General features: G+C 50.7%; 23 protein-coding genes and 2 tRNA genes. 12 read left to right on the plus strand and 13 right to left on the minus strand.

The genetic code is table 11. From position 1 onward, the window contains the following. Window positions 1-369: 369 nt before the first annotated feature. The 10 genes from PsW64_RS26640 to rpmH form a co-directional block, all read right to left on the minus strand. Window positions 370-828 (minus strand): DUF4265 domain-containing protein, encoded by a 459-nt coding sequence (locus tag PsW64_RS26640; RefSeq protein WP_063305574.1) that lies wholly within the window; start codon window positions 826-828, stop codon window positions 370-372. Between the two features lie 200 nt (window positions 829-1,028). Next, window positions 1,029-1,880, minus strand: coding sequence for a 2,3,4,5-tetrahydropyridine-2,6-dicarboxylate N-succinyltransferase (dapD, locus tag PsW64_RS26645; RefSeq protein WP_057462871.1), 852 nt, complete (start codon window positions 1,878-1,880; stop codon window positions 1,029-1,031). Window positions 1,881-1,990: 110 nt separating this feature from the next. Continuing rightward, window positions 1,991-2,884: a LysR substrate-binding domain-containing protein gene (locus PsW64_RS26650; protein WP_063286795.1), complete on the minus strand. Its 894-nt coding sequence runs from the start codon at window positions 2,882-2,884 to the stop codon at window positions 1,991-1,993. A 191-nt stretch (window positions 2,885-3,075) separates the two neighbouring features. Next, window positions 3,076-3,774, minus strand: a complete 699-nt coding sequence (locus PsW64_RS26655) for a pyrimidine 5'-nucleotidase (RefSeq protein WP_063286796.1) — start codon at window positions 3,772-3,774, stop codon at window positions 3,076-3,078. Window positions 3,775-3,888: 114 nt separating this feature from the next. After that, window positions 3,889-4,776, minus strand: coding sequence for an acetylglutamate kinase (gene argB / locus PsW64_RS26660; RefSeq protein ID WP_057462869.1), 888 nt, complete (start codon window positions 4,774-4,776; stop codon window positions 3,889-3,891). 146 nt (window positions 4,777-4,922) lie between these two features. Further along, a complete protein-coding gene (locus PsW64_RS26665) occupies window positions 4,923-5,849 on the minus strand; it encodes an EAL domain-containing protein (protein WP_063305575.1) in 927 nt (308 codons plus the stop codon). Between the two features lie 283 nt (window positions 5,850-6,132). Then, window positions 6,133-6,783, minus strand: a complete 651-nt coding sequence (yihA, locus tag PsW64_RS26670; protein WP_057462867.1) for a ribosome biogenesis GTP-binding protein YihA/YsxC — start codon at window positions 6,781-6,783, stop codon at window positions 6,133-6,135. 162 nt (window positions 6,784-6,945) lie between these two features. Then, window positions 6,946-8,757, minus strand: a complete 1,812-nt coding sequence (yidC, locus tag PsW64_RS26675; RefSeq protein WP_063305576.1) for a membrane protein insertase YidC — start codon at window positions 8,755-8,757, stop codon at window positions 6,946-6,948. A 49-nt stretch (window positions 8,758-8,806) separates the two neighbouring features. Beyond that, window positions 8,807-9,265, minus strand: coding sequence for a ribonuclease P protein component (gene rnpA / locus PsW64_RS26680; protein ID WP_063305577.1), 459 nt, complete (start codon window positions 9,263-9,265; stop codon window positions 8,807-8,809). Between the two features lie 8 nt (window positions 9,266-9,273). Continuing rightward, window positions 9,274-9,408 (minus strand): 50S ribosomal protein L34, encoded by a 135-nt coding sequence (gene rpmH / locus PsW64_RS27280; protein ID WP_014283918.1) that lies wholly within the window; start codon window positions 9,406-9,408, stop codon window positions 9,274-9,276. A 445-nt stretch (window positions 9,409-9,853) separates the two neighbouring features. Here rpmH and PsW64_RS26685 point away from each other — a divergent pair, with 445 nt between their 5' ends. The 5 genes from PsW64_RS26685 to PsW64_RS26705 all read left to right on the plus strand — a co-directional run bounded on the left by PsW64_RS26685 (window position 9,854) and on the right by PsW64_RS26705 (window position 14,213). Beyond that, window positions 9,854-10,630 carry a TVP38/TMEM64 family protein gene (locus tag PsW64_RS26685; RefSeq protein WP_063305578.1) on the plus strand — a complete coding sequence of 259 codons (777 nt, stop codon included), beginning with the start codon at window positions 9,854-9,856 and terminating at the stop codon, window positions 10,628-10,630. Between the two features lie 40 nt (window positions 10,631-10,670). Next, window positions 10,671-12,116 carry a dihydrolipoyl dehydrogenase family protein gene (locus PsW64_RS26690; RefSeq protein WP_063305579.1) on the plus strand — a complete coding sequence of 482 codons (1,446 nt, stop codon included), beginning with the start codon at window positions 10,671-10,673 and terminating at the stop codon, window positions 12,114-12,116. Between the two features lie 151 nt (window positions 12,117-12,267). Beyond that, window positions 12,268-13,794: a sensor histidine kinase gene (locus PsW64_RS26695; protein ID WP_063305625.1), complete on the plus strand. Its 1,527-nt coding sequence runs from the start codon at window positions 12,268-12,270 to the stop codon at window positions 13,792-13,794. Window positions 13,795-13,985: 191 nt separating this feature from the next. Continuing rightward, window positions 13,986-14,062: transfer RNA gene (locus PsW64_RS26700), tRNA-Arg, on the plus strand. Between the two features lie 74 nt (window positions 14,063-14,136). Continuing rightward, a tRNA-Arg gene (locus PsW64_RS26705) sits at window positions 14,137-14,213 on the plus strand. A gap of 70 nt (window positions 14,214-14,283) precedes the next feature. Here the strand turns inward: PsW64_RS26705 and PsW64_RS26710 are convergent. Continuing rightward, complete coding sequence (locus tag PsW64_RS26710; protein WP_063305580.1) at window positions 14,284-15,504, minus strand: dipeptidase; 1,221 nt, start codon at window positions 15,502-15,504, stop codon at window positions 14,284-14,286. Window positions 15,505-15,715: 211 nt separating this feature from the next. On the opposite strand from PsW64_RS26710, the gene PsW64_RS26715 reads away from it, so the two are divergent. Further along, on the plus strand, window positions 15,716-16,300 hold the full coding sequence (locus PsW64_RS26715; protein WP_063305581.1) for a nitroreductase family protein: 585 nt from the start codon (window positions 15,716-15,718) through the stop codon (window positions 16,298-16,300). A 5-nt stretch (window positions 16,301-16,305) separates the two neighbouring features. On the opposite strand, the gene mog is transcribed toward PsW64_RS26715, so the two are convergent. Further along, window positions 16,306-16,830: a molybdopterin adenylyltransferase gene (gene mog / locus PsW64_RS26720; RefSeq protein WP_057462860.1), complete on the minus strand. Its 525-nt coding sequence runs from the start codon at window positions 16,828-16,830 to the stop codon at window positions 16,306-16,308. A gap of 523 nt (window positions 16,831-17,353) precedes the next feature. Between mog and PsW64_RS26725 the strand changes: the two genes are divergently transcribed. The 6 genes from PsW64_RS26725 (at window position 17,354) to PsW64_RS26745 (ending at window position 22,167) form a co-directional block, all read left to right on the plus strand. Beyond that, the gene (locus PsW64_RS26725) at window positions 17,354-18,970 is read left to right on the plus strand and encodes a glutamate synthase-related protein (protein WP_063286803.1); all 1,617 of its coding nucleotides are present in this window, start codon (window positions 17,354-17,356) and stop codon (window positions 18,968-18,970) included. A 45-nt stretch (window positions 18,971-19,015) separates the two neighbouring features. After that, on the plus strand, window positions 19,016-19,285 hold the full coding sequence (locus tag PsW64_RS26730; RefSeq protein WP_057462859.1) for a hypothetical protein: 270 nt from the start codon (window positions 19,016-19,018) through the stop codon (window positions 19,283-19,285). Beyond that, window positions 19,285-19,452 (plus strand): hypothetical protein, encoded by a 168-nt coding sequence (locus PsW64_RS27720; protein WP_159096913.1) that lies wholly within the window; start codon window positions 19,285-19,287, stop codon window positions 19,450-19,452. Before PsW64_RS26730 ends, PsW64_RS27720 begins: the two co-directional genes overlap by 1 nt. Then, window positions 19,449-20,516, plus strand: coding sequence for a Rieske 2Fe-2S domain-containing protein (locus PsW64_RS26735; protein ID WP_063305582.1), 1,068 nt, complete (start codon window positions 19,449-19,451; stop codon window positions 20,514-20,516). The genes PsW64_RS27720 and PsW64_RS26735 overlap by 4 nt, the downstream gene beginning before the upstream one ends. Next, window positions 20,516-21,286: a hypothetical protein gene (locus PsW64_RS26740; RefSeq protein ID WP_063286805.1), complete on the plus strand. Its 771-nt coding sequence runs from the start codon at window positions 20,516-20,518 to the stop codon at window positions 21,284-21,286. The genes PsW64_RS26735 and PsW64_RS26740 overlap by 1 nt, the downstream gene beginning before the upstream one ends. Window positions 21,287-21,507: 221 nt before the next feature. Further along, window positions 21,508-22,167 (plus strand): glutathione S-transferase family protein, encoded by a 660-nt coding sequence (locus PsW64_RS26745; RefSeq protein WP_063305583.1) that lies wholly within the window; start codon window positions 21,508-21,510, stop codon window positions 22,165-22,167. A 70-nt stretch (window positions 22,168-22,237) separates the two neighbouring features. Here PsW64_RS26745 and PsW64_RS26750 read toward each other — a convergent pair whose 3' ends face one another. Further along, window positions 22,238-23,020: a transporter substrate-binding domain-containing protein gene (locus PsW64_RS26750; RefSeq protein WP_208981048.1), complete on the minus strand. Its 783-nt coding sequence runs from the start codon at window positions 23,018-23,020 to the stop codon at window positions 22,238-22,240. Window positions 23,021-23,025 lie beyond the last annotated feature (5 nt).

Raw genomic sequence — 23,025 nt, forward strand, 5'->3', positions numbered from 1 at the left:
TGGTACGAGGTAACGTATCGTGTCAGGAGGTCCGGTGAAGCGCCATACCCTATTGAGACCACAGTGGTAGTAGGGAGTTGGGGTCGTTCCGGAGGGCGTCCGGTGGTGGCAGGAAACTGCCAATGGTACGGAAACGTGCCAGTGACACGGGAACGTGTCATTCACGTCTGTCCGAGAGGGAGCCCGCGTGTTCATGATAAAAGGCCCGGGCGAGGCGAACAGCCAATGCCGAAGAAACATATCTAACAAGTAGCGCAGGCAAAGCCTGTTCGCCTTGCTCCACCCGCTAAACGGGATCCTCAAACACAAACACCGCCGGGATGATCCAGCGGTGATATTCGTGCTTGTCAGTTTGAGCGGGCTGAAACGCTAGATCTTATGCCCGCAGTGGCCTTCTTCAAAAGCCCAAATGCCAAGGCCTTCGCCTTCTTCAAGAATGGAATAGGCGACGTGGATGTCGGCATTTGCCGGAATATCTACGCTGAACAGCGGTGGATCAGCGTCAATGTCCTCGCATGTACAGCCAAGCTTTTCCAGCTTGGACCATTGCTTGGAGAATTCTTCCGGCAGTGTCGTCTCTTCCACCATGATCCGGTAGGTGGAATGACCCGATGCCTTATCGACCCTGTCAAAAACAAGCTGCCCTTTTTGCCGGTTGGCAAGCAGCTCGTCACCATTGGCAACGCCGCAAGCAAAGAAGGGTGTGTTTTCAAGCTTATAGCGATTGCCACCGAGCGAGCGTACCCACACAGTTTCACTCTCAATGCCGTGCCAGTCATGTGGATCCAGCTGGAAGACAAGTTTGTGCAGATTGCTGTTCTTATTCATGGGGCCTCACAAATTCTAAGCGCAATATACTCATGCGTTCCAGCGAAGCAACAAGCATCTTGAGGTAATGTGTTCATAGCCTAACAGAGCCGGTTTTTAGGTTAAGAGGCACGTTTAAACACGTGGAACCCGCTCCGGTTAGTCAAGAAAAAAGCCGAAGCAATCGCCCCGGCTTTAATTGATCAGATCTGATCTAAAACTTAGTCGCGCAGAAGATCGTTCACAGAGGTCTTTGCACGGGTCTGTGCATCAACGCGCTTCACGATAACCGCACAGCCCAGGTTCGGACCTGGAGTGCCGTCTGGAAGCGGTTTGCCTGGCATGGAGCCCGGAACAACAACGGAGTACGCAGGAACTTCACCGTAGAAGATTTCACCGGTCGTGCGGTCGACGATTTTGGTCGTTGCGGAGATGAACACGCCCATAGAAAGCACGGCACCTTCACGAACAACAACGCCTTCAACAACCTCGGAACGAGCACCGATGAAGCAGTTGTCTTCAATGATAACCGGACCAGCCTGAAGCGGCTCAAGAACACCACCAATGCCAACGCCGCCGGAAAGGTGAACGTTTTTACCGATCTGAGCACAGGAACCAACGGTCACCCAGGTATCAACCATTGTGCCTTCGTCAACGAATGCACCAAGGTTTACGAAGGAAGGCATCAAAACAGCGGACTTGCCGATGAATGCACTACGACGAACAATGGAACCTGGAACAGCGCGGAAGCCAGCTTCTTCAAAGTCGATCGCGCCCCAGCCATCAAACTTGGAAGGAACTTTATCCCACCAAGGAGCTTCGTCCGGACCGCCTTTGATGATCTGCATTGGGTTCAGGCGGAAAGAAAGCAGAACAGCTTTCTTGGCCCACTGATTAACAACCCAGTCGCCAGAGGATTTTTCCGCAACGCGCAGCTTGCCGTGATCCATAAGGTTCAGTGCGGTGTTTACTGCATCACGCACGTCACCTGTGGTGTCAGTGCTGATGTTGTCACGGTCATCAAATGCAGCGTTGATGGTGGCCTCAAGGGCCGCAAGATCAATCTGGCTCATTGGCGGCAGACTCTCATAATTAATGGGTTTCGAATTAGAGCTACCGAGGGGTACGCAAGCCCCAACCAGAAGTCAATACTCTCAGACTTCCGGTTGTCTCATGTATCAATTTAGGTTGCTTCATGTGCCTTGAATGGCTGCTGGGATTGTTCCATTAGCCATTTGTGGAAGGAAGATACCGGACGGGTCAAAGGACGGTTCGCATTACGTACAAACCAATAGCCACTTTCCAGAGAAAGGCGCGGCCAGTCCGGAACCACCAGATGACCTGCAGCCACTTCCTGTTCCACAAAGCGGGTATCAATCGCAATTGCACCCATGCCTGCAACAGCAGCCTGAATAGCCATGTTCCGGCTTTCAAACATCGCACCAGAGGTCTGATCCGGATGAGGCAGGCCAGTGCCATTCAACCAACGCGGCCAGTCTTCACGTCTGGAGGAGGTATGCAGCAATTTCAGCTTATCAAGCAGCTTGATGTCAGGGTTCGGGTCGCCGTTACTCAACTGAGGAGCAAACGCAACAACCAGATCTTCCTGCCAGAGTTGGTGCCGCTCAACATGCGGCCAGGCCCCATCTCCCAATCGGATTGCGCAATCATAGGACTCTCGGTCAAGGTCCACGACGCGCATACTCGTCGAGATCAGCAGCTCAATATCCGGATGCTTATCCTGAAAGTCCGGCAACCGCGGAATAAGCCAGCGTGTTGCAACTGTAGAAAGGGTAGATATGCGCAACTCAGTCCGGCTTCTGCGCCGGAACGCTTCAACAGCGTGCTCGATTTGGTCAAACGAATTGCCAAGATTGGAGGACAGGCGCTGCCCTTCTTCAGTCAGGGCAAGTCCGCGGCCATCACGAATAACCAGCGCGGCGCCAAGCTCATTTTCCAATGATCGGAGCAGGTGCGTCAGGGCTGATGGTGTTACGCCAAGATCCTCTGCGGCACGAGCTGCTCGGCCGTGTTTGGCCAACAGTGAAAATGCGTGTAGCGCGCGCAGTGAAACCATGACGAATGCCCTTCCTTATGAGTTCTTGAATTAATCTCAATAAAGGGAAAAAAGGCATTCGTCTAGACGATCGTGATATTTTTTCTCTTTGCGCCTTATTATGCGCAAAAATTGCAATTTTTGGTCGAAACTGCCCCTACAGGAGTTTGAGATGCGAAACCGAGGCACCTTCGTGTTTTGATGGAATAGCTCTAATTCTTGAGTTCCCCTAGGATATTATAGAGGAAACCGTCCAGATGATCGGTCACGAAATCCACGTGAGGCTCGCTGCCGCTCGAAAGCTCCCAATCCTCGCGGAAAACCTCACGTGTTCCGTCCGGAATGACAAGAACAGTGCGCATGCCAAGAGAGTTTGGAACAACCAGATTGCGTGAAAGGTCCTCAAACATGGCTGCTTTCTGCGGAAGAATGCCGTTTTTCTCCAAAAAACGCTGATAGGTTGCTTCAGCAGGTTTTGGAACTAAATCTGCTTCCATAATCCCGAAGATGTCTTCGAAGTGCTGTGTGATACCCAGACGATTGGCAACAGATTCCGCGTGTTTCCGCGTTCCATTCGTCAGGATGTAGCACTTGCCCGGCAGTTGGTTGATCGCATCTGCAAGCTGAGGATTTGGGTCCAGCACAGAGTGGTCAATGTCATGCACGTACTCAAGGAACTCATCGGGCTCAATGTGATGCTCAAGCATCAAACCACGAAGCGTGGTTCCATACTCTTTGTAATAGGAGATCTGTAACTCTCTCGCCTGCTCAGCCGGTTTTCCGGTGAGCTTTTGTACAAACTCAGACATCCGCTGATCGATTTGATCGAACAAATTTGAATGGTGAGGGTAGAGAGTATTGTCCAGATCGAAAACCCAGCTTTCAACGCTGGCAAATGGGGAATTGGTCATGCTTATCCGTTCAGTTATCAGCTATGCCGATAAGTGTTGTTTGATACCAAGCAAAACAGGAAAGAATAAGGATAGCAAGAGAGGCAAGCGTCTTTCACCTCCCTGCATCAATTATCAAGGTACGATCAGAGTACCAGCGCCATGGTCGGTGAAGAGTTCCAACAAAACGGCGTGGGCGACTTTTCCGTCAACAATAACAACGCCTTCAACACCCTGTTCAAGGGCTTCGAGACAGGTCTCAACCTTCGGAATCATGCCGCCGGAGATTGTGCCATCCTCAATAAGAGCCCGGGCTCCGGCACGGGTCAGCTGCTTGATAAGCTTGCCGTCTTTGTCCAGAACACCCGGAACGTCGGTAAGGAACAGCAAGCGTTTGGCGTTCAAAGAGCCCGCAATCGCACCAGCAAAGGTATCTGCATTGATGTTGTAAGTCGCACCATCACGACCCGGCGCAACAGGAGCAACAACAGGAATGAGGTCACGTTCAAGGATCAGCTCAAGCACCTTGGCGTTGACTGCTTCGGGCTCGCCAACAAACCCAAGGTCCAGAACCTCTTCGATCTTGGAATCCGGATCACGGTGCTTGCGGTGCAATTTACGTGCAGTGACCATGTCACCGTCTTTGCCACAAAGACCAACAGCACGTCCACCTTCGCGGTTGATGTCTGCCACAATGCCTTTGTTGATGGAGCCAGCCAGCACCATCTCAACAACCTCAACGGTCGCCTGATCCGTCACACGAAGGCCGCCTTTAAACTCGCTCTTGATGTTGAGACGATCAAGCATCGAACCAATCTGAGGACCACCACCGTGAACAACAACCGGATGAACACCAGACTGGCGCAACAGAGTGATATCTCGGGCAAAGGCGCGGGAAAGGGAGTCATCTCCCATGGCATTGCCGCCGTATTTTACGACAACACGTCGGTCATCATAGCGCTGCATATAAGGGAGAGCTTGGGCAATGACGTGCGCACGATTACTGGATTCCGAGAAACTCATAGCGATTTGTACACCTGGAGAAGACAAAGGACTGATACGCAAATCACACGGACTGCGTGTGAAGTATATAGCCGCATTATGAACACGTCACAAATGTTCAGTCATCCCCACCTGCGTGGATTTACTCAAGTAATCGAGGAAATTGTCTAATGCCTCTCGCGCAAATAATCTGTAAAACCGTCTTCACCCGCTGGAGGGGAGAACAAAAAGCCCTGAGCATTGGTGCAGCCGCTGCTTTCCAGCAAGTGCATCTGCTCTTCCGTCTCAACACCTTCAGCCGTCACTTCCATGTCTAGCAAATGAGCCAGTTCAATCAGATGAGCGCAAGCGGTGCTGTGAACAGCAGAGGTTGGCACTCCAGATAGGAAACTGCGGTCGATCTTGATCCGGTCAACAGGGCAATCCAACAAGTGCTTCATAGAGGCAAAGCCAGTGCCGAAGTCATCAAAGGCCACTGAGATACCCATCTCCTGCAGCTCGCGCATGTTCTCCATGGCATGTGGTGCTCTGTCCAGATCAATTCGTTCTGTAACTTCAAGCTCTAAGAAATGCCCGGGGGTGCCTGTGTCCTGTAAAATCTTTTGAATGCGGGAGACGATGTATTGGTCAACAAACATCCTGCCGCAAATGTTCACGGAGATCTTGAAACTAGGATCAACAAGATTGCTCCATCCACTGCGTGCTTTGCAGGCCTCACGGATAACCCAGTAACCGACGTCCTTTCCAAGGCAACTGCGGCACAGGGTTGTGATGAAACGGGAAGGGGGCAACAAACCACTCTCAGGGTGCTCCCATCTGATCAAAGCCTCGGCCCCAACGAGCTTGCGATCTGTCACACGGACGATTGGCTGATAATGCAGCACGAACTCATCACGGAGGTAGGCAGAAATCAGTGAACGCTCCAGTGGGGTAGGGCCAAGCTGGCGTGCTTTGTACCACTTCTTCAAATTCAGCCCTGCCAACAGCAGCGTTGGTAGCGCATGAATGAAACGCCAAACATAGGTCAACGCATTGGTAATGGTATGCTCAGGTACAAGAGCCCAATGATGACGGAGGGACGGAGTTGCACACATACATCACCCCCTTTGACTGATTTTGGCACTGTGATTGTAATCTTGCTTGTCTTTTCCAGACATTTGACGACCTCCCCTTCGACGACGGTCTGTCTATATTCGGGGGGTAAATTGACCCAAGGTCAAGAAGAGGTTAAGGCGGGCTGGGGAAAAGGCAGCAAAACGTGAGAACAAGGGAAGTTTTGGAAATTGCAGGATGGACAAGGGATGTTGGATATGTTTGCGGGGCCGCTATCCGAAAGAGGAAGGCGCAGGGAAATATGAGCCCTGCACCTGCAATTGATTAGCCGTAACTGACCAGCTGCGCGATCTCTGCGCGCAATTCATCCAGACCGTTGCCTTTTTCTGAAGAGGTGGCAATGACTTCCGGGTGTGCAGCAGGACGTTTCGCGAGTACTTTCAGAGTCTCATCTTTCATACGCTGCAGTTGCCCTGGCTTCAGTTTATCTGCCTTGGTGAGCACGACCTGATAAGGCACAGCGGACTTGTCCAGAATCGCCATGGCATCAAGATCGTTCTTTTTGATACCGTGACGTGAGTCGATCAAAGAGAACACACGACGCAAGGTGCTTCGACCGCGTAGGTAGTCAAAAATAAGTGATGTCCACGCATCGACCATGCCTTTTGGTGCTTCGGCGTACCCGTAGCCCGGCATATCGACAATCTTGAGGATGGAGTGCTCTGCTCCAAAGAAGTTCAGCATCTGGGTCCGGCCAGGTGTGTTGGATGTACGAGCCAACGTTTTCTTACCGGTGAGCTTGTTGATTAGGCTGGACTTACCAACGTTGGAACGACCGGCAAACGCGATCTCGATACCATCCAGCTCAGGAAGCTGATGCATCTCTTTCACACTGGTAATAAAATCCCAAGGACGCGCAAACAGAAGGCGTCCCGCCTCCAGTTGTTCTGCTGAATATTCTTTTTCTGAGCTCATGCCCTGCCTTTTAACCTGCAATCTCGATTTGGTCGAGTGCTGTTTTCCAAAGCGCAGCCTTATTGTTTGTCACGATGAAGCTTCACCACAAAAGGTGCTAACCCCAAACAAAAAACGCGACCCTAAGGCCGCGTTTTCGAAGTCTTATTCAAAGAGGAAAGCTTACTTACTTTCTTCCCTAGGCTTACGCTTAAATGTGCTCTTCAGGTTGTCAAACAGCTCAAGTTTCACGCCCTGACGACGCATGATGATTCCCTGCTGTGCAACGGAAAGAGTGTTGTTCCATGCCCAGTAGATTACGAGACCAGCTGGGAATGTTGCCAGCATGAAGGTGAACAGAACAGGCATCCAGTTGAAGATCATCTGCTGTGCAGGCTCAGCTGGCGCTGGGTTCATCTTCATCTGCAGGAACATGGTTACACCCATGATCAGAGGCCAAACACCAATCATCAGGAAGCTTGGCGGATCCCAAGGGATCAGACCGAACAGGTTGAAGATTGTGGTTGGGTCTGGAGCAGAAAGATCCTGAATCCATCCGAAGAATGGCGCATGACGCATCTCGATGGTAACGAACAGAACCTTATAGAGGGAGAAGAAGACAGGGATCTGAATAACCATCGGCAAACACCCTGCCAACGGATTGATCTTTTCCTTCTTATACAGCTCCATCATGGCTTGCTGCTGTTTCTGCTTGTCGTCCTTGAATTTCTCGCGGATCTCAGTCATCTGCGGCTGCACGAGCTTCATTTTACTCATGGAGACGTAGGACTTGTTTGCCAGCGGGAAGAACAGGGCCTTCACAATAACGGTCACAAGCAGGATAGCGACACCGAAGTTGCCAACCAGAGAATAGAGCCAGTCAATCGCCCAGAACATCGGCTTGGTCAGGAAGTAGAACCAACCCCAGTCGATCATGAGATCGAAGCTTTCGATGTTGTAGGATGCCTGATAGCCTTCGATCAGCTTGGTAACTTTTGCACCTGCATAGAGCAGTGATGAGCTGGTGATTTTAGTGCCATCAGCTATCTGAACCGCGTCACCAAGATAGTCACTCTGGAAGTTCTGAGTGCGGGCGTTGTAGGAGAAGTTTGGCTGGAACTCAGTGCCCGGAGTTGGGATCAGTGTTGCAGCCCAGTACTTATCAGTAAAGCCGAGCCAACCCGTGTTAGCGCGACCTGGGCGAATGCTTCCATCCTCAATCAGGTCAGAATAGTTGATTTCCTGGAGGCCTTCTTCGCCGATAACGCCGATAAGACCTTCATGCAGTACGAAGAAGCCAGCGGTTTCTGGCTCGCCGTTACGCGCAATCAAACCATAAGGATAAAGCTGAACGTTCTGGCCAGTGCTGTTCTGCACTTCCTGGTCAACAGTGAACATGTAGTTCTCGTCGACGGAGAAAGTGCGCTTGAACACCAGCCCTTCGCCATTGTCCCAGCTCAGAACGATAGGGGAAGACGGTGTCAGGTTACCAGAAGTCTCTGCAGTCCAGACAGTTTCAGCATTCGGAAGCTTAACCTGTGCTCCTGGATCTGCAACCCAGCCATGCTCAGCGTAGTATGGCTCTGGGCTGCCTTTTGGCGAGAACAGAACAACAGTTTCACTGTCCTTAGCCTGTGTCTGACGGTAGTCATTCAGGCGAAGGTCATCCAGCTTCGCGCCTTTCAGATTGACAGAGCCGGAGAGGCTAGGGGTGTCAATGGTCAGGCGAGGAGATGCAGCCAGTGCTTGTGCGCGACTGACGAATGATTGCGCAGCGGTCCCGCTATCGGTGCCTGGCGCAGCCACTTGACCGGATGCACCTTCAGGCAGTGCAACGGGTGAGCTGGAACCGGCTTGTTGTGCATCGTCTGCCAGCTGCGCCTGTTGCGCTTCCTGCTGAGCTTCTAACTGTGGTCCGGCAATAAAATATTGCCAGCCCAATAGCACAACCAGCGACAGCACGATCGCTACGATCATATTGCGATTATCGTTCATCGACTGGATCACTCATTTTCAAAAGGGTGGAATAATTGGTCATCACTGGTCAATTGGCCTCAACTTTATCATGTGGAGGTTTAGAATTTGCCAGCGAATTCGGTTTTGATCGGATAGGGCGAGGTTTACGAGGCTTGAACGCATTTCTTACACTACCTTTGAGGTCTTTCAGAAGCTCCTCGAAAGGTTGTGAGAGCGCTGCTCTCCTGCCAACCAGAACATAGTCGGCGCCTATCTGGGCAATATCCAAATTAAGGGAGGCAACAGCGGCTCGAAGTCGGCGCTTTATTCGACTGCGCTCAACAGAGTTTCCGGTTTTCTTGGTGACCGTATAACCCATTCGAGGGTCGCCATCACTGCGGGTTTTAGCCGCTTGAAGCACAAAAGCACGCCGAGCTATCCTTCCGCCTTTTGCGACGGTAAGAAACTCGGAGCGCTTTTTGAGTGTTTTCATGTTTTTGCGGCGGAACTTTTGTTCAATGGATATGAAGTGAATGCCGCCGCGCAACGTCGCGATTAAGCGCTAAGACGCTTACGGCCTTTAGCACGACGACGTGCCAGAACCTGGCGGCCATTTTTAGTTGCCATACGTGCCCGGAAGCCGTGGCGACGCTTGCGAACAAGGTTGCTCGGTTGGAAAGTACGCTTCATTTTATTACCCTAGCAGAGCCGTTAGCTCCAACTTAAACGTTAATTTGGATTGTGCGTCTTCTCCCCGAAGTCACTGCGACTTTATTCAAGTTACAGGACTTTGCGCAGGGGATCCGCACTCCTATTCGTCGGCGCTTATATTAGTGTGCGTGCTTCAAGTCAATAATTGCTGTGCCGGAATCTACGATATCCTGACTCTTTATTGCCTCACAGCCTCGTGTAGAGCTGTTACCCCTCATTCAAAACAGAGTGAAACTACGGGTAACGCACGAACCTGTGATAACACCGGAGGTCTTTCTGATTGTATGAAAATTGTAAGACATCAATTCACTAGGCGATTGAGCCTGCAAAAAACATAGTAACCTATTCAGTCTAGACTAGGCAAGAACACTGAGGTTTCGGTTCTTTTCAGGTCTGAACGTTGAAACCATCTAAGGAAAAGCACATGGGAATCACGGAACACAATGATAACAAGTCGCCAGCCGAGGGAGCTTTGGGCTTCGTCAAACGCTGGGGACTACTCTTTGTTATCCTTGCCGTGTCCGCCTATGGCATCTCTCAGGGCTGGCATCAGCAAATCACAATCAGCAACCTGATCAAAAATCAGCAACTGCTTTCTGGTTATCTGGCCGAATACCCAATCCTGACCCCACTGATCTATTTCGTCGTGTACACACTTGCTGTTGCGCTGTCTTTCCCGGGTGCATCCCTGCTCACAATCGCAGGCGGCTTTTTGTTCGGATGGTTCTTCGGTGGTTTGCTCACCGTTCTGGCAGCAACAATTGGTGCTTCACTGTTGTTCATCGCTGCAAAAACGTCGGTTGGCGCAACGCTCAAAGCAAGAGCAGGGCCGTTCCTGGATAAAATGTCAGAGGGCTTCCGTAAGAACGCGTTCAGTTATCTTCTCTTTCTGCGTCTCACCCCAGTGTTTCCGTTCTGGCTCGTCAACATTGCACCTGCGTTGTTCCATGTTCCGTTAAGCACATACCTGATCGCAACATTCGTCGGTATCATTCCAGGCACATTCGCCTATGCCTTCGTTGGGGCTGGTCTGGATAGCGTGATCCTGGCGCAAGAGCAGGCAAATCCGGGTTGTTCGGCTGCTGGCACATGTGAAGTGGAGATTTCCGCACTCATCACGCCTGAGCTGATTTGGGCATTTGCGGCGCTAGGTTTGGTAGCGCTCATTCCGCCGATTGTTCAGCGTTTTCGCGGCAAATAAATCTCAGACCAGATCAATTTCGAAATGACGGATTTTCTCGATGACAAATAACAATAATGCAAAAACATTGACCCCGGATATCTGTGTTATTGGCGCTGGCTCGGGCGGCCTCTCAGTCGCGGCAGCTGCAGCAGCCTTTGGCGTGGATGTTGTCCTGATTGAAAAGGGGAAGATGGGCGGTGACTGTCTGAATTATGGTTGCGTCCCATCCAAAGCAATTATTGCAGCTGGTAAAGCCGCTGCTACCTTTCGGTCCTCAGAAAAGTTTGGCGTTGGCGCTCAAGAGCCTGAGATTGATTTCTCTAAGGTGAATGATCACGTTCATGATGTGATCGCCACCATAGCTCCACATGACTCTGTTGAGCGCTTCGAAGGTTTGGGTGTGCACGTCATTCAGGGTGCGGGTGAGTTTACTTCCGCAGATACCGTCAAAGTCGGTGAGCAGATTATTAAAGCACGCCGCTTTGTCATTGCCACGGGCTCCAGCGCTGCAGTCCCTCCGATCCCTGGTATTGAAAACACACCGTACCTGACAAACGAAAATCTATTCGAACTGAAAGAGCGCCCAGAACACCTGATCATTATTGGTGCAGGGCCAATCGGCATGGAGATGGCACAGGCTCACCGTCGTCTGGGAAGCCGTGTCACAGTCATTGAAGCATTGCGTCCATTAGCAGTGACCGATCCTGCCCATGCTACTCAAGTCATCGAGAAGATGGAATCCGAAGGTGTTGAGATTCTTGCAAACACCAAGGTCAACAGCGTTGAACGCACTGACGCTGGCGTAAAAGTCTCTATCAAAGTTGATGATGAAGCCGAAGGAACCGTTGAAGGCACACATCTGCTGATCGCGGTAGGTCGTGCCCCGAACGTCTCTTCTCTTGGTTTGGAAGCCGCTGGCATTGAGTATAGCCGCAAAGGCATCAAAGCAGATGACGGGCTACGCACCACAAACCGTAAAGTTTATGCGATCGGTGATGTCACCGGTGGAGCGCAGTTTACACATGCCGCAGGAGCGCACGCATCACTCGTCATTCGCTCAATCCTGTTCCGCATGCCGGTCAACCACAACAACATAACAATGCCTGCGGTGACCTACACTGAGCCTGAGATTGGGCAGGTTGGTCTTTCAGAGCAGCAAGCACGCGAACAGCTGGGCGATAAACTGAAAATCTTGACCGCAGAGTTTTCCGGAAACGACAGAGCGCTTGCTGAAGGCAAAGGTAAGGGCCAGGTTAAGCTCCTGACTAACGGAAAAGGACAGCTCGTTGGAGCATCTATTGTGGGCCCAGGCGCTGGTGAACAGATTGGTCTGCTGGCTTTGATGATCTCTCAAAAGTTGAAGGTCGGCGCTCTCTTAGGAGTGGTCCTCCCGTACCCGACACTAAATGAAGCAATTCGTAGGGCTGCACTTACGTATTATGCGGATGCCCCCAAAAATCCATGGGTCCGCAGAATTCTGGCGCTTCTGAGAAAGTTCGGATGACGCAGTTGTGATCAGCTGTGAGAGAAGTGTGTTGCTTGGCACACGTCATCTGCTAAAAATGAGTAAGGCATAGCGCGTAACAACAAATTGCGCTGCACGATCATTGTGTACCAACTCATCAGGTAGGTGGATGGCTCAAAATAATGGGAGAGTGGCCTCTGAAACAGAGGTCACACCGAAAAAGCTGAACTCGGATGAAACTCCGAAAGACAGACACCGCAAGATATTTGGCGGTGGAATGGGCCTCTCTGGCAAACTTTTGCTGCTGACAATCTTGTTTGTCATGCTCAGTGAAGTTCTTATTTTTGTCCCTTCAATTGCGAATTATCGAAACACTTGGCTGCGTGATCGATTGGCGGTTGGCGGTGTTGCCGCAACTTTGTTGTCAGAAAGCGAGACACTATCTCCGCAAGTCCAGCAAAAGCTGCTTGAAGCAACGGGCGCTCAGGCGATTTCACTTGCCGTTGGAGAGCGCCGTAATTTGATCGCTATGGAGAGTTCAGAAATGAACATCACCAAGACGATTGATATGACACAGGATTCCCCATGGGATGCGATTGGGTGTAGCCTTCAGTTTCTGACTGGAACGCGAACCGGCCAGATCCGCGTCATCGGCGATATTGATATGCGCTCAGGCGGCAGAGTGGATATGGTCTTCCCAGCATCTTTGCTGCGAGACGATTTGCAGAAATATGCTCTGAACATTCTGCAGTTATCTCTCCTCATCTCATGCCTAACAGCCGCGCTTGTTTATCTGTCCATTCGGTCATTGCTGCTGCGTCCTTTACAACGGCTCACTGGCTCCATGATGCGGTTTGCTGAATCCCCTGAGAATGCGCGGGAAATTATCAAGCCAAGCGGGCGTGCGGATGAGCTGGGTGAGGCTGAAATTCAATTGCAGTCCATGCAGAAGTCTCTGAACCAGACATTGAACCAGCAACGCCGTATGGCAGCGTTGGGGCTAGCTGTTTCCAAGATCAACCATGATATGCGGAATTTGCTCGCGTCAGCGCAGCTGTTCCTTGAGCGATTGGAGCTACTGCCAGACCCGACCGTACAACGTGTTGCACCCAAGATCCTTGCAACGCTCGACCGGGCGGCCAGCTACACCAGCGCAGTGTTGTCCTACGGCAAGGCTCAGGAGGCTGCTCCTGAGCTGCGTGTCATCCGCCTTGCATCGGTTCTGCGCGATGTGGAGGAGGTTCTTGGCCTGTCCAGATACGCTGATGGCATAGAGATGCATGTCAGCGTACCGGAGACGCAGGAGCTGGAAGCAGATCCTGAGCAAATATTCCGCGTACTGCTCAACCTCTGCCGGAACTCGGTGCAGGCGATGGAAGCGTCCAAAGGCGCGTCTGGCGTTGTTTGCAGGATTGAGATCCATTCAGAGGTTAAAGACGACATGCTGTCCATCTATGTCTCTGATACGGGACCAGGCATCCCAGCAAAAGCTCAGGAGGGATTGTTCAAAGCATTCCAGACATCCGGCAAAGTTGGTGGAACAGGATTGGGTCTGGCGATTGCTGCAGAGATCGTTGTGGCGCACGGTGGTAAGATCACGTTGGAGAAAGAGGTGACGACCGGGGCTTGTTTCAAAATCCAGCTGCCATACCGGCATGGGGCACAAGCGACTGAAAAAATTACGAGACTATTCCCTGCTGACAGCAGCAAGGGCTAATCTCTGGAAAAGCTGTACTGTGCAAGTGCAGCTTTTCTCACGTTTAGGCTGCAATGCCCTACGTCTTTGTTCTGATAGTCAGAAATTGTTATCCCCAAAACGCAAAATCACTTTAAAAAACTTCTCTAAAGCGCTTGCCAAGGTCCAGTAAGGCGGCTACATAGACCCCCGTTCCGCAGGGAACGCGGCCTGCACCGGTAGCTCAGCTGGATAGAGCACCAGACTACGAATCTGGGGGTCGGGGGTTCGAATCCTCCCCGGTGCGCCATTTACTCTTCTCTAAAGAGTAGGTGGCTTAGATAGCATTAGGCCGATACATAATTCTTGTTCGCAAGAAACAGCGCACCGGTAGCTCAGCTGGATAGAGCACCAGACTACGAATCTGGGGGTCGGGGGTTCGAATCCTCCCCGGTGCGCCAATTTTCTCTCCCTTAAAATTTAGCTGTTTCATCTGATAGATGAGTTATGCTTACTAAACTCTTCAAGCATTCAATTGCTTGATGCGAGAGTTTCTTCTTCGCTCTGCCCTTGTGGAAGATTTTCCAACAAAAACCTGACGATGTTTTCGCCCATCACAGCTGCAATCTGTTTTTCTGTGAAGCCCTTTTTCAAAAGTTCCTGTGTCAGAACCGCATATTCAGATGTATCGAAGGCAGTCGTAACAGAACCATCGAAGTCAGATCCCAGCGCCACATGGTCGATACCGGCAATTGAAACAGCATAATCAATTGAAGCTGCAACGCCCTTTGGGCTGATGTCGCAAGCTGCTGCATCCCAAAAACCGATACCAATCAACCCGCCTTTTGCTGAAATCTTCCTGACTTGATCATCTGTGAGATTGCGAGGCGTGTCACAAATCCCCTTCACGCCTGTGTGAGAAACGATGATCGGTCGTGTCGCCATTGCCAGCACATCTTCAACCACCGCTGGAGAGGAGTGAGCAACGTCAACAATCATCTCCTTCTTCTCCATAAGCCGTACCACGTCCTTGCCGAAGTCCGTGAGGCCTGCCTTGGATTGGCCATGGAGAGAGCCACCCAGTTTATTGTCGAAGAAGTGCTGGAGGCCCATCAACCTCAAGCCGCCCTCATAAAGCCGATCCACGTTCTTGATATCACCATCCAGTGCATGCCCACCTTCTGTGCCTAAGACCCCGGCAATGATTTTGGAGCCTTGGGCTCTGGCTGTCAGGACAGCTTTCAGTTCTTCTCTATTATGGACAACAGTAATTTCGTCTGGATGCTTCTGCTCCAGATCGTAAAGGCGCTGCGCTTGCAACAGCGCACGCTCAGAAAGCCTATTCAGTGCGCTAGAAGGCCAGCTTTGCAGCCAACCTAGCAGAGTGATGTTGTCAAAGGCCTCGGCTGAGTTCTTCTTGTAGTTTTGTCCACGGGGGGACTTGGTGACGCTGGTGAAGATTTGTACACCAACATTACCCTTTTTGAAGCGCGGCAGGTCTGAGTGACCGATCGAAGATTCCTGCGATATGTTCCGGCCCCAAAGCAAAACATCATTGTGAAGGTCCGCAATGCGTAGCTTATCGTGTAAAGCCTGTGCATCTGCACTGATGGGATAGGAAGCGTGTTCGACAACGTGATTTTGGGATTGATCAACATACTGGGCAACGTAGCCAGATCGAATAATACCGTATCCAGCTGCTGCAATAATCACAACGGCACCTAAACCAACCTTTAAATAAGAGATACCCATAATACACGCTCAATATGTTTGTAGTCACCGACCCAGAAATATTGGTTTACCTTAAGGTAAATCGCATGTTTGTCCAGATACTCTAGCCGAGAGATGCTCCCGTTATAGTGCAGGCGTGTTGCGTATCTCCTTGTAGGCAGACAACACTTCTGGGTAATATGAGAGCGAATTTCATCGGTTCTATAAACAGTTAAAGGCGAAAGGCGTTATCATGAATGCTCAGCAACTGGTCGAGACCATTCGCTCGCGTACATCTGCATCTCTTAAGCTCATGAAAGCTCCCGGGCCGAATAGAGAAGAGATGAAGCTGATAATTGAGGCCGCTGCAGCTGCTCCTGATCACGGGCATCTACATCCATTCCGAATTTTGGAGATCCCGACAGACGCACGCAATGATCTGGGAGATCTGTTTGTAAAAGCCGTTGAAGAAATAAAAGATGACCCAACCGAAGAAGCGCTTACCCGTGCAAGGGAAAAAGCGCATAAAGGGCCTGTGCTTCTGGTTTTGATCGGATGTTTTCACGGTTCTGATGAGACCCGTATTCCCCAATATGAGCAAATGCTCTCAGCGGGGACAGCTTTGCAAAACATGGTGCTTGTAGCTCACGCAATGGGGTATGCATCCCGGATTACCAGTGGTGACAGTGCGCGTTCCTCTGCCTTCCATAAAGGACTGGGTCTCTCAGAAAACGAGGAATTCCTGTGCTTTATCTCTCTTGGTAAGATTGACGAAGCAAGGCCTGCCAAGGGTAGACAAGAAGCCCAGGAAATTCACTCTACGTGGGTGCCGGAATAACGCGCTTACTTCGCTTTTGGGCGGAACGCCACAATCACATCTGGGTCCGTTTCAATGCGCCCAGCACCGATCAGATCAAGACAGTACGGCACCGCTTGGAACACTGCATCAAGGCAGGTTTTAATGCTGGCTGGTTTACCCGGCAAGTTGATGATGAGGCTTTTGCCCCGAATGCCAGCTGTCTGACGTGAAAGAATTGCTGTCGGCACTTCTTTCAGGGACAACTGTCGCATCAGTTCACCAAACCCGCGAAGCTCTTTCTCCATAACGAGCTCCATAGCTTCCGGAGTCAGATCGCGAGGAGAGGGGCCTGTTCCGCCTGTTGTAAGGATGAGGTCGATGCCATCTTCATCAGCCAATTGCTTCAAAGTAGTGCTGACGCTTTCGATTCCATCCGGAATGATCTTATGGATGGGCTCCCACGGACTTGTCACAGCTTCTTCAAGGTATGCGAGAATAGCTGGGCCACTTTTGTCTTCGTAAGTTCCATCACTGGCGCGATCGGAGATGGTAACAGCTGCAATCTTCATGGATATCTCTCATAGACACGGATGATTTGCAGCGAGAGTAAGCGTGGAAATGCTTGGGTTCAAACATTAATTGCCTGCTACTTTCCTTGTCCTCTTATTCTTTATGGCCTGCAGAGAGCTGACATCCTTCCGCGGTTCGCCATCTATTCCCCATGTGTTTCTCACTGTGTATTTTGATAGACTGACGCTTCTTTGTTTAAACGTTACTATCCCGTCATTACTGAAGTTTTTAGGATGTTATCTACGTAATCCGGGGGGAGAAGCTGCAACAGATTGAGATGCATTTTACCCGTAACAGTAATGGTCTCTTGCAAGTCCGATACTAACTTTGGGTAAGGTCATGTGCAGTTATTCTAAGACACTCTCAGCTTACAACTTTGATGTGCCGGGATGTTTCGGACATGTACTCTGCAGCTGTGCTAAATAGAACAGGTATGGGTAAGTACGTAGAATAGCTTGGCGATCTGAATTTTGAAATGCACTCAAACAGCTGTTGGGCTGCAAAGCGTAAGGAATCCGCTTAATGCGTAAAGTGCAAGTTGCTGCATTAGATGAACTTGAAGATCGTAAGCCTGCTCATGCACTTGTTAGCGAGGTGGATCTCGTTGTCGTAAGGTTCGATGAGGACATCTCCGTCCTCTACGGTCGTTGCCTCCATCGAGGTGCATTGCTTTCTGATGGATATGTCAGAGGTCGCAATCTGATTTGTGGATTGCATCAGTGGGATTATCGCCTGAACTCCGGCGTCAGCGCCTATGACAACAAAGAGTGCCTGCGAAAATTCACGCATTTCGTTGAAGACGGCAACATCTATGTTGATGAAGATGAAGTGAAGGCATGGGCAAAGGACAATCCGCAACCCTATTTCCGCAAAGCCTATCTGGGTGAGTACGCGGACTTTCATGGTACGGAAGAAGAGCCTCATAACAAACTGATTCAGACATACGCACGGGCAGGGCTGAAGCAGACGGGCCATCACGGTGCAATTGAAGCTATGGGAGTGCCGACAACAGAACTGCCTCAATGGGAAGATATTCAGATACTGACAGCGCAACTGCAAAAGCCGCCGCGGTTGGATGAAGAACCCGTTGGAACTGATATTGTTATCGGCCCCAAAGCCCAGAAGCCGTTACACCTGAAAATCCCGCTCTTTGTCTCAGACATGAGCTTTGGTGCACTATCAGAACCCGCCAAGATTGCACTCGCTCGCGGCGCAGAGAGCGTTGGCACAGGCATCTGTTCTGGTGAAGGCGGGATGCTTCCAGAAGAGCAAGCAGAAAACACACGCTACTTTTATGAGTTAGCTTCTGCGCGTTTTGGTTTCTCTTGGGATCAGTTGGAAAAAGTTCAGGCCTTTCATTTCAAGGGCGGGCAAGCTGCCAAAACCGGAACTGGCGGACACCTGCCAGCTGCGAAAGTGACTGAGAAAATCGCAGCGGTGAGGGGACTACCTCCGGGAGAGGGCGCAATCTCGCCTGCAAGATTTCCTGAGTGGATGAAACCAGCAGATTTCCGCAAGTTTGCAGATGAAGTGCGCGACAAGACTGGCGGGATCCCAATTGGTTTCAAGCTGTCTGCACAGCATATCGAGAAAGACATCGATGCCGCTCTGGAAGTTGGCGTTGATTACATTATCCTCGATGGACGTGGTGGCGGCACCGGTGCCTCTCCGCTCGTGTTTAGAGATAATATCTCTGTTCCAACCATTCCGGCGTTGGCGAGAGCGCGTCGTCACCTGGATCGTAGTGGTCAACGGGATGTAACGCTTGTCATCACCGGCGGTCTTCGCAAACCGGAAGATTTTGTGAAAGCAATGGCCTTGGGTGCCGATGCCATAGCCCTGGCGAATGCGCCAATGCAGGCCATCGGCTGTATCGCCATGAGAGCATGCCACACCAACAACTGCCCGGTCGGTATTGCCACCCAGAAAGACCATCTGGTCGCGCGTCTGGAAGTTGAAAAGTCTGCAAAGCGTCTGGAGAAGTTTTTCACGGCCTCAGTTGAACTGATGAAGGTGATGGCCCGGGCTTGCGGGCATGCGCATATTTCCGACTTCTCTATCGACGATATTACAAGTTGGAAAAAGGAAATGTCGGAGCTTGCTGGTATCAACTGGGCAGGGCACGGCCCCAATGACTAATTCTCCCTGCCATCAACGGCAGCACAAAATCAGTAGGGTGCAGAAATGATTGTTGCTGAAGGTATTATTCTGATTGCACAAATTTACTGCGTGATTGGTCTTGTCGTCGCACTGGCCTTTATCAGTTTTGGCCTTGGGCGCGTGGAACTTGCCGCACGTGGAGCTTTTCTTTTCCGCCTGCAAATCATCCCGGGGCTGATCCTGCTTTGGCCAATAGTCATTGTGCGTTGGATTGCGTTGGAACGCTCCGGTGAAAAAATCTTGCTCGATAAAGAAGAAAAAGAACTCCACGAAGAGCAGGAGGCCAAGAAGTAATGCAACGTGCCTATAGAAAAGCCCACCGCACCATTTGGCTCATTCTGGCCATTCTCATTCCTCTCGTTTTGGGCCTAGCGCTTTTGATGCGTCCAACAGGAACGCACGAACAGCCGCCTGTTCCCCTTGACGACACAGCAAAGTCGGCTCTGGAGGCAAACCAGTGAGTGTTAAATATGTACCGGTAATCTGGAACCGTACAAAATTTGTCTATGATGCCGTCGTCTTGGCAACTGTTGGCGCATATCTGGGAATCTACATCTACATCGCGCCGATGTTCCAGACAGTCACAAGACCGATTGATTGGGATATCTACAAAGCGCAGGCATTTGGTACCTGTGTCTTCTTCCTACTCACATTTATTCTATGTATCGGGCCACTAGCTCGACTGGACAAGCGCTTCCTGCCGCTTCTTTATAACCGCCGTCACCTGGGCGTGATCACTTGCGTGCTGGCCTACTTCCATGTCGACAACATTCTTGGCTGGTACAATGCGTTCTCGCCAATTAATCGTTACGTCTCGGTCTTCATTGTAAATACCAGCTTCGACCGTTTTCTTGGTTTCCCATTCGAAATCCTAGGCGTCTTTGCTCTTCTGATCCTGACCATTCTCGCAGTTACAAGTCATGATTTCTGGCTCCATTTCCTAAAGCCTACGCTTTGGAAGACACTTCATATGGGGATCTATCTGGCTTATGCGCTGGTTGTTGCCCATGTTGCACTCGGTGCTTTGCAGAGTGCTGCAGGTCCTTTCATGACCACTGCAGTCGGTGCGTCTGTTGCGCTTGTCGCCACCTTACACTTGCTTGCTGCAAGAAAAGAGCATCTCTTTGATACGCAACAGAATACGATGGATGACAGCAGCACGTGGATGGATGCAGGTGATCCAAAAGATGTTCCTGATAAGCGGGCGAGAATTATTTCCATTACCGATGATGAGCGCGTCGCGATCTTCAGAAATGGCAAGAAACTCTCTGCGATCTCCAATGTTTGCGCCCACCAGAACGGACCTTTGGGAGAAGGTAAGATTGTCTATGGCTGTGTGACCTGCCCATGGCATGGCTATCAGTACCGCCTGGAAGATGGAAAATCTCCACCTCCATTTACAGAGAAAATTTCCACCTATCGGCTCAAATTGGAAAACGGTCGTTTGTGGCTGAACGTAGAGGCTCTGCCACCGGGAACGTATGTTGAACCTATTGTTTCTCCGATAATGGCGGAGGGAAGCTAATGGCCAAAAAGAAACCAGATCCCTTCTTTATCGGTTGGGCGAAAAAGCCACCAAAGAGCCTGCAAGGCTTCTTGTTCCTAATCTCTGCAATTCTCGTTGGCGCAGCAGCAGGCGTGGCGTTTGGTATTGGCTCGTCTGTTCCGGACCCGGGTGACGCTCGCTTTGCTTGGGGCGCTGGATATCAAACGTTTACAGGCTACGTAGATGCAAAACCTTACCCTCTACTCCGGCTTCCTGCAGGAGAAAATGGGCGTGACAAGCCGCATGCCATGCTGATTTCTGGTATTGGCAAACGCGGCATGCAGCAACTTGCCGGCCCTTTGGATGGTCAGCCTGTTGATGCTGGCGGCATTTTGCTGAAGCGTGGCGATCTCGATATGTTGCAGGTCGGAGGTAAGGTCTCTCTTCGCGCTGCGGAAAATCCGGTCCAAAATTTTACCCCAGCACCAGCAGAACATTTAGGCAAATGGCGTCTAACCGGTGAGATTTGTGACGGTAAATGCTACAATGGCGCAATGCGTCCGGGCGTCGGATTAGCCCACAAAGCCTGCGCAAATCTCTGCATCATTGGCGGTATTCCTCCCGTTTTTGTGACTTCTACACCTCTTATGGGAAGTGAATTCTTCGTATTGGCTGACGAAAATGGTGAGCCCTTGACTGCTGAGGTTGAAGATTGGGTTGCTCTACTGATTTCGTTGGAAGGTGAGGTCGAGCGCCGGGATGATCTGATGATCTTCAAGGTGAACCTGGACAGCGCTAAACAACTCTAGCTTATCGGAGACAGCACTTACGGCGGCGAAGCAGTTTGCCGCCCAAAAACAGCGTACCCAAAGGTTGAAGTGGCGAAACAATTCATAGACTGCTAAAAACACCACGTTTGCAGTGCAACACAAATTGTATTGCGTCCTCCTTCCTAGGCGCTCTTGTTTGCCGCATGTTCCCAAGCGTGCGCACAAAGCAGCGCCGCCGCTAAGCACAATCTGGTGATCCAATGATACAATTTTATGCCTACCCAGAATCCGTATTCTGCGCGAAAGTTCGAATTGCTTTGGATATGAAAGATCTGGATTACGCCGAGCTACCGCCCCCAGATGGATATGGATCAGCAGCCTATAAGAAGATCGTTCCAGCGGGTTCAATTCCCGGCCTGAAGGATGGTGAAGCTGCTCTGTCAGATTCAAACGCGATCCTTGAGTATCTTGAGGAAACCGCACCGTCTCCAGCGCTAATGCCAGAACACCCTGTCGAGCGCGCTAAAGTCAGAGCATTGATGGGCCTGCACGACACGCGGATTGAGCCATCAGTTCGTGCATTTTATGCCCCAATCAAAGCCGGAAAGCCGCCGAGGGATGAAATCTACAAGCAGTTGATCAATGACATGAGTGCTGTGTTCGAACGTTTGGAGGACATGATTGAGGCTGAGCCGTATGCGATCGGTCATCATGTTACTTTGGTTGATGTAGCCTTTGCCACAACGTTTTCTCAGGCTCAGCAGCTTGCTGGTATGTTTGGTGGAGAGCTAATGCTGAAGCCTAAATGCCAACATTGGTGGCAAGCTATGCAATCTCTCTCTCATGCAGCAACGTCAATCGATATAAACCGCAAAGCGATGCAGGATTGGGTTGCAAAGTTTATTCAGGTAGACGCATAAGCGTGCCGTGAGCTCAAAAGATAAAGGCGCCCCAATTTGAGGCGCCTTTCTTATTCTGCATGAACAATTTTTACTGCGCCAAGCCCCATTTCTGAGCTGTCGCATCAAGGAAACCATTCATTTTTTTAATCTTGATCCAGTTGTTGATGTAGTTGATCCAAACCTGATCAGTCTGTGGCATCAACATAGCGATCGGAGTCGGGTTTCTGCTTTCAGAAACTGGCACGTTGGTGATCTGCTTGAACTTTGCTTTCAGCGTAGCACCTTCAATGTTGGAGGTGATGAAAACATCAGCGCGGCCTGACAGCACTTCCTGATAACCACGAGCAGGTGCCTCAACAACCTTGATAGTCGCATTCGGGAACCATTCCTTGCTCAGCTTCTCAAATGTAGTGCCAAGCGTGGTTGCGACCGTCACGTCTTTCTGGTTGATGTTGTCCCAGCTGTTGAACTCACCAACTTTGCTGGTGGTCGTATACGGCAGGATCTCAACGGAAATATAGCTTTCGGAGTAACCAGCCACTTTCATGCGGCTTGGGGAGATTGAAGCAGAGCCAGTCAGGTTATACTTGCCTGCAACGATACCATTCACCAAGGTTTTCCAATCGGTTGGAATAAAGGTGAGCTTCACACCAAGGTCGGTTGCAAGCTCGTTCATGATGTCGATGTCATAACCTTTATAACCATTGCTGGCAGGATCACGAACAGACATTGGGTTCCAGTCTCCGGTTGTACCAACCCTCAGTTCACCGGAATCCAAAATTTCGTTAAGCGCGGATTGCGCAAATGCAGAGCCGGAGAACAACGTGCCCGCGGCGAAAATTACAGTAAGAAATGAACGTAGCATCTTCATGAGAG

The sequence above is a fragment of the Pseudovibrio sp. W64 genome, assembly GCF_001623145.1.
Taxonomy (GTDB): Bacteria; Pseudomonadota; Alphaproteobacteria; order Rhizobiales; family Stappiaceae; genus Pseudovibrio.

What these genes read in the sequence shown, in the direction of transcription:
- PsW64_RS26715 (WP_063305581.1), top strand. Translation starts at nt 15,716, where the DNA reads ATGAATGCTCAGCAACTGGTCGAGACCATTCGCTCGCGTACATCTGCA.
- PsW64_RS26740 (WP_063286805.1), top strand. Translation starts at nt 20,516, where the DNA reads ATGGCCAAAAAGAAACCAGATCCCTTCTTTATCGGTTGGGCGAAAAAG.
- dapD (WP_057462871.1), bottom strand. Translation starts at nt 1,880, where the DNA reads ATGAGCCAGATTGATCTTGCGGCCCTTGAGGCCACCATCAACGCTGCA.
- rpmH (WP_014283918.1), bottom strand. Translation starts at nt 9,408, where the DNA reads ATGAAGCGTACTTTCCAACCGAGCAACCTTGTTCGCAAGCGTCGCCAC.
- PsW64_RS26725 (WP_063286803.1), top strand. Translation starts at nt 17,354, where the DNA reads ATGCGTAAAGTGCAAGTTGCTGCATTAGATGAACTTGAAGATCGTAAG.
- PsW64_RS26730 (WP_057462859.1), top strand. Translation starts at nt 19,016, where the DNA reads ATGATTGTTGCTGAAGGTATTATTCTGATTGCACAAATTTACTGCGTG.
- mog (WP_057462860.1), bottom strand. Translation starts at nt 16,830, where the DNA reads ATGAAGATTGCAGCTGTTACCATCTCCGATCGCGCCAGTGATGGAACT.
- PsW64_RS26750 (WP_208981048.1), bottom strand. Translation starts at nt 23,020, where the DNA reads ATGAAGATGCTACGTTCATTTCTTACTGTAATTTTCGCCGCGGGCACG.
- yihA (WP_057462867.1), bottom strand. Translation starts at nt 6,783, where the DNA reads ATGAGCTCAGAAAAAGAATATTCAGCAGAACAACTGGAGGCGGGACGC.
- PsW64_RS26640 (WP_063305574.1), bottom strand. Translation starts at nt 828, where the DNA reads ATGAATAAGAACAGCAATCTGCACAAACTTGTCTTCCAGCTGGATCCA.
- PsW64_RS26685 (WP_063305578.1), top strand. Translation starts at nt 9,854, where the DNA reads ATGGGAATCACGGAACACAATGATAACAAGTCGCCAGCCGAGGGAGCT.
- PsW64_RS26665 (WP_063305575.1), bottom strand. Translation starts at nt 5,849, where the DNA reads ATGTGTGCAACTCCGTCCCTCCGTCATCATTGGGCTCTTGTACCTGAG.
- PsW64_RS26650 (WP_063286795.1), bottom strand. Translation starts at nt 2,884, where the DNA reads ATGGTTTCACTGCGCGCGCTACACGCATTTTCACTGTTGGCCAAACAC.
- PsW64_RS27720 (WP_159096913.1), top strand. Translation starts at nt 19,285, where the DNA reads ATGCAACGTGCCTATAGAAAAGCCCACCGCACCATTTGGCTCATTCTG.
- PsW64_RS26690 (WP_063305579.1), top strand. Translation starts at nt 10,671, where the DNA reads ATGACAAATAACAATAATGCAAAAACATTGACCCCGGATATCTGTGTT.
- PsW64_RS26710 (WP_063305580.1), bottom strand. Translation starts at nt 15,504, where the DNA reads ATGGGTATCTCTTATTTAAAGGTTGGTTTAGGTGCCGTTGTGATTATT.
- argB (WP_057462869.1), bottom strand. Translation starts at nt 4,776, where the DNA reads ATGAGTTTCTCGGAATCCAGTAATCGTGCGCACGTCATTGCCCAAGCT.
- PsW64_RS26655 (WP_063286796.1), bottom strand. Translation starts at nt 3,774, where the DNA reads ATGACCAATTCCCCATTTGCCAGCGTTGAAAGCTGGGTTTTCGATCTG.
- PsW64_RS26745 (WP_063305583.1), top strand. Translation starts at nt 21,508, where the DNA reads ATGATACAATTTTATGCCTACCCAGAATCCGTATTCTGCGCGAAAGTT.
- yidC (WP_063305576.1), bottom strand. Translation starts at nt 8,757, where the DNA reads ATGAACGATAATCGCAATATGATCGTAGCGATCGTGCTGTCGCTGGTT.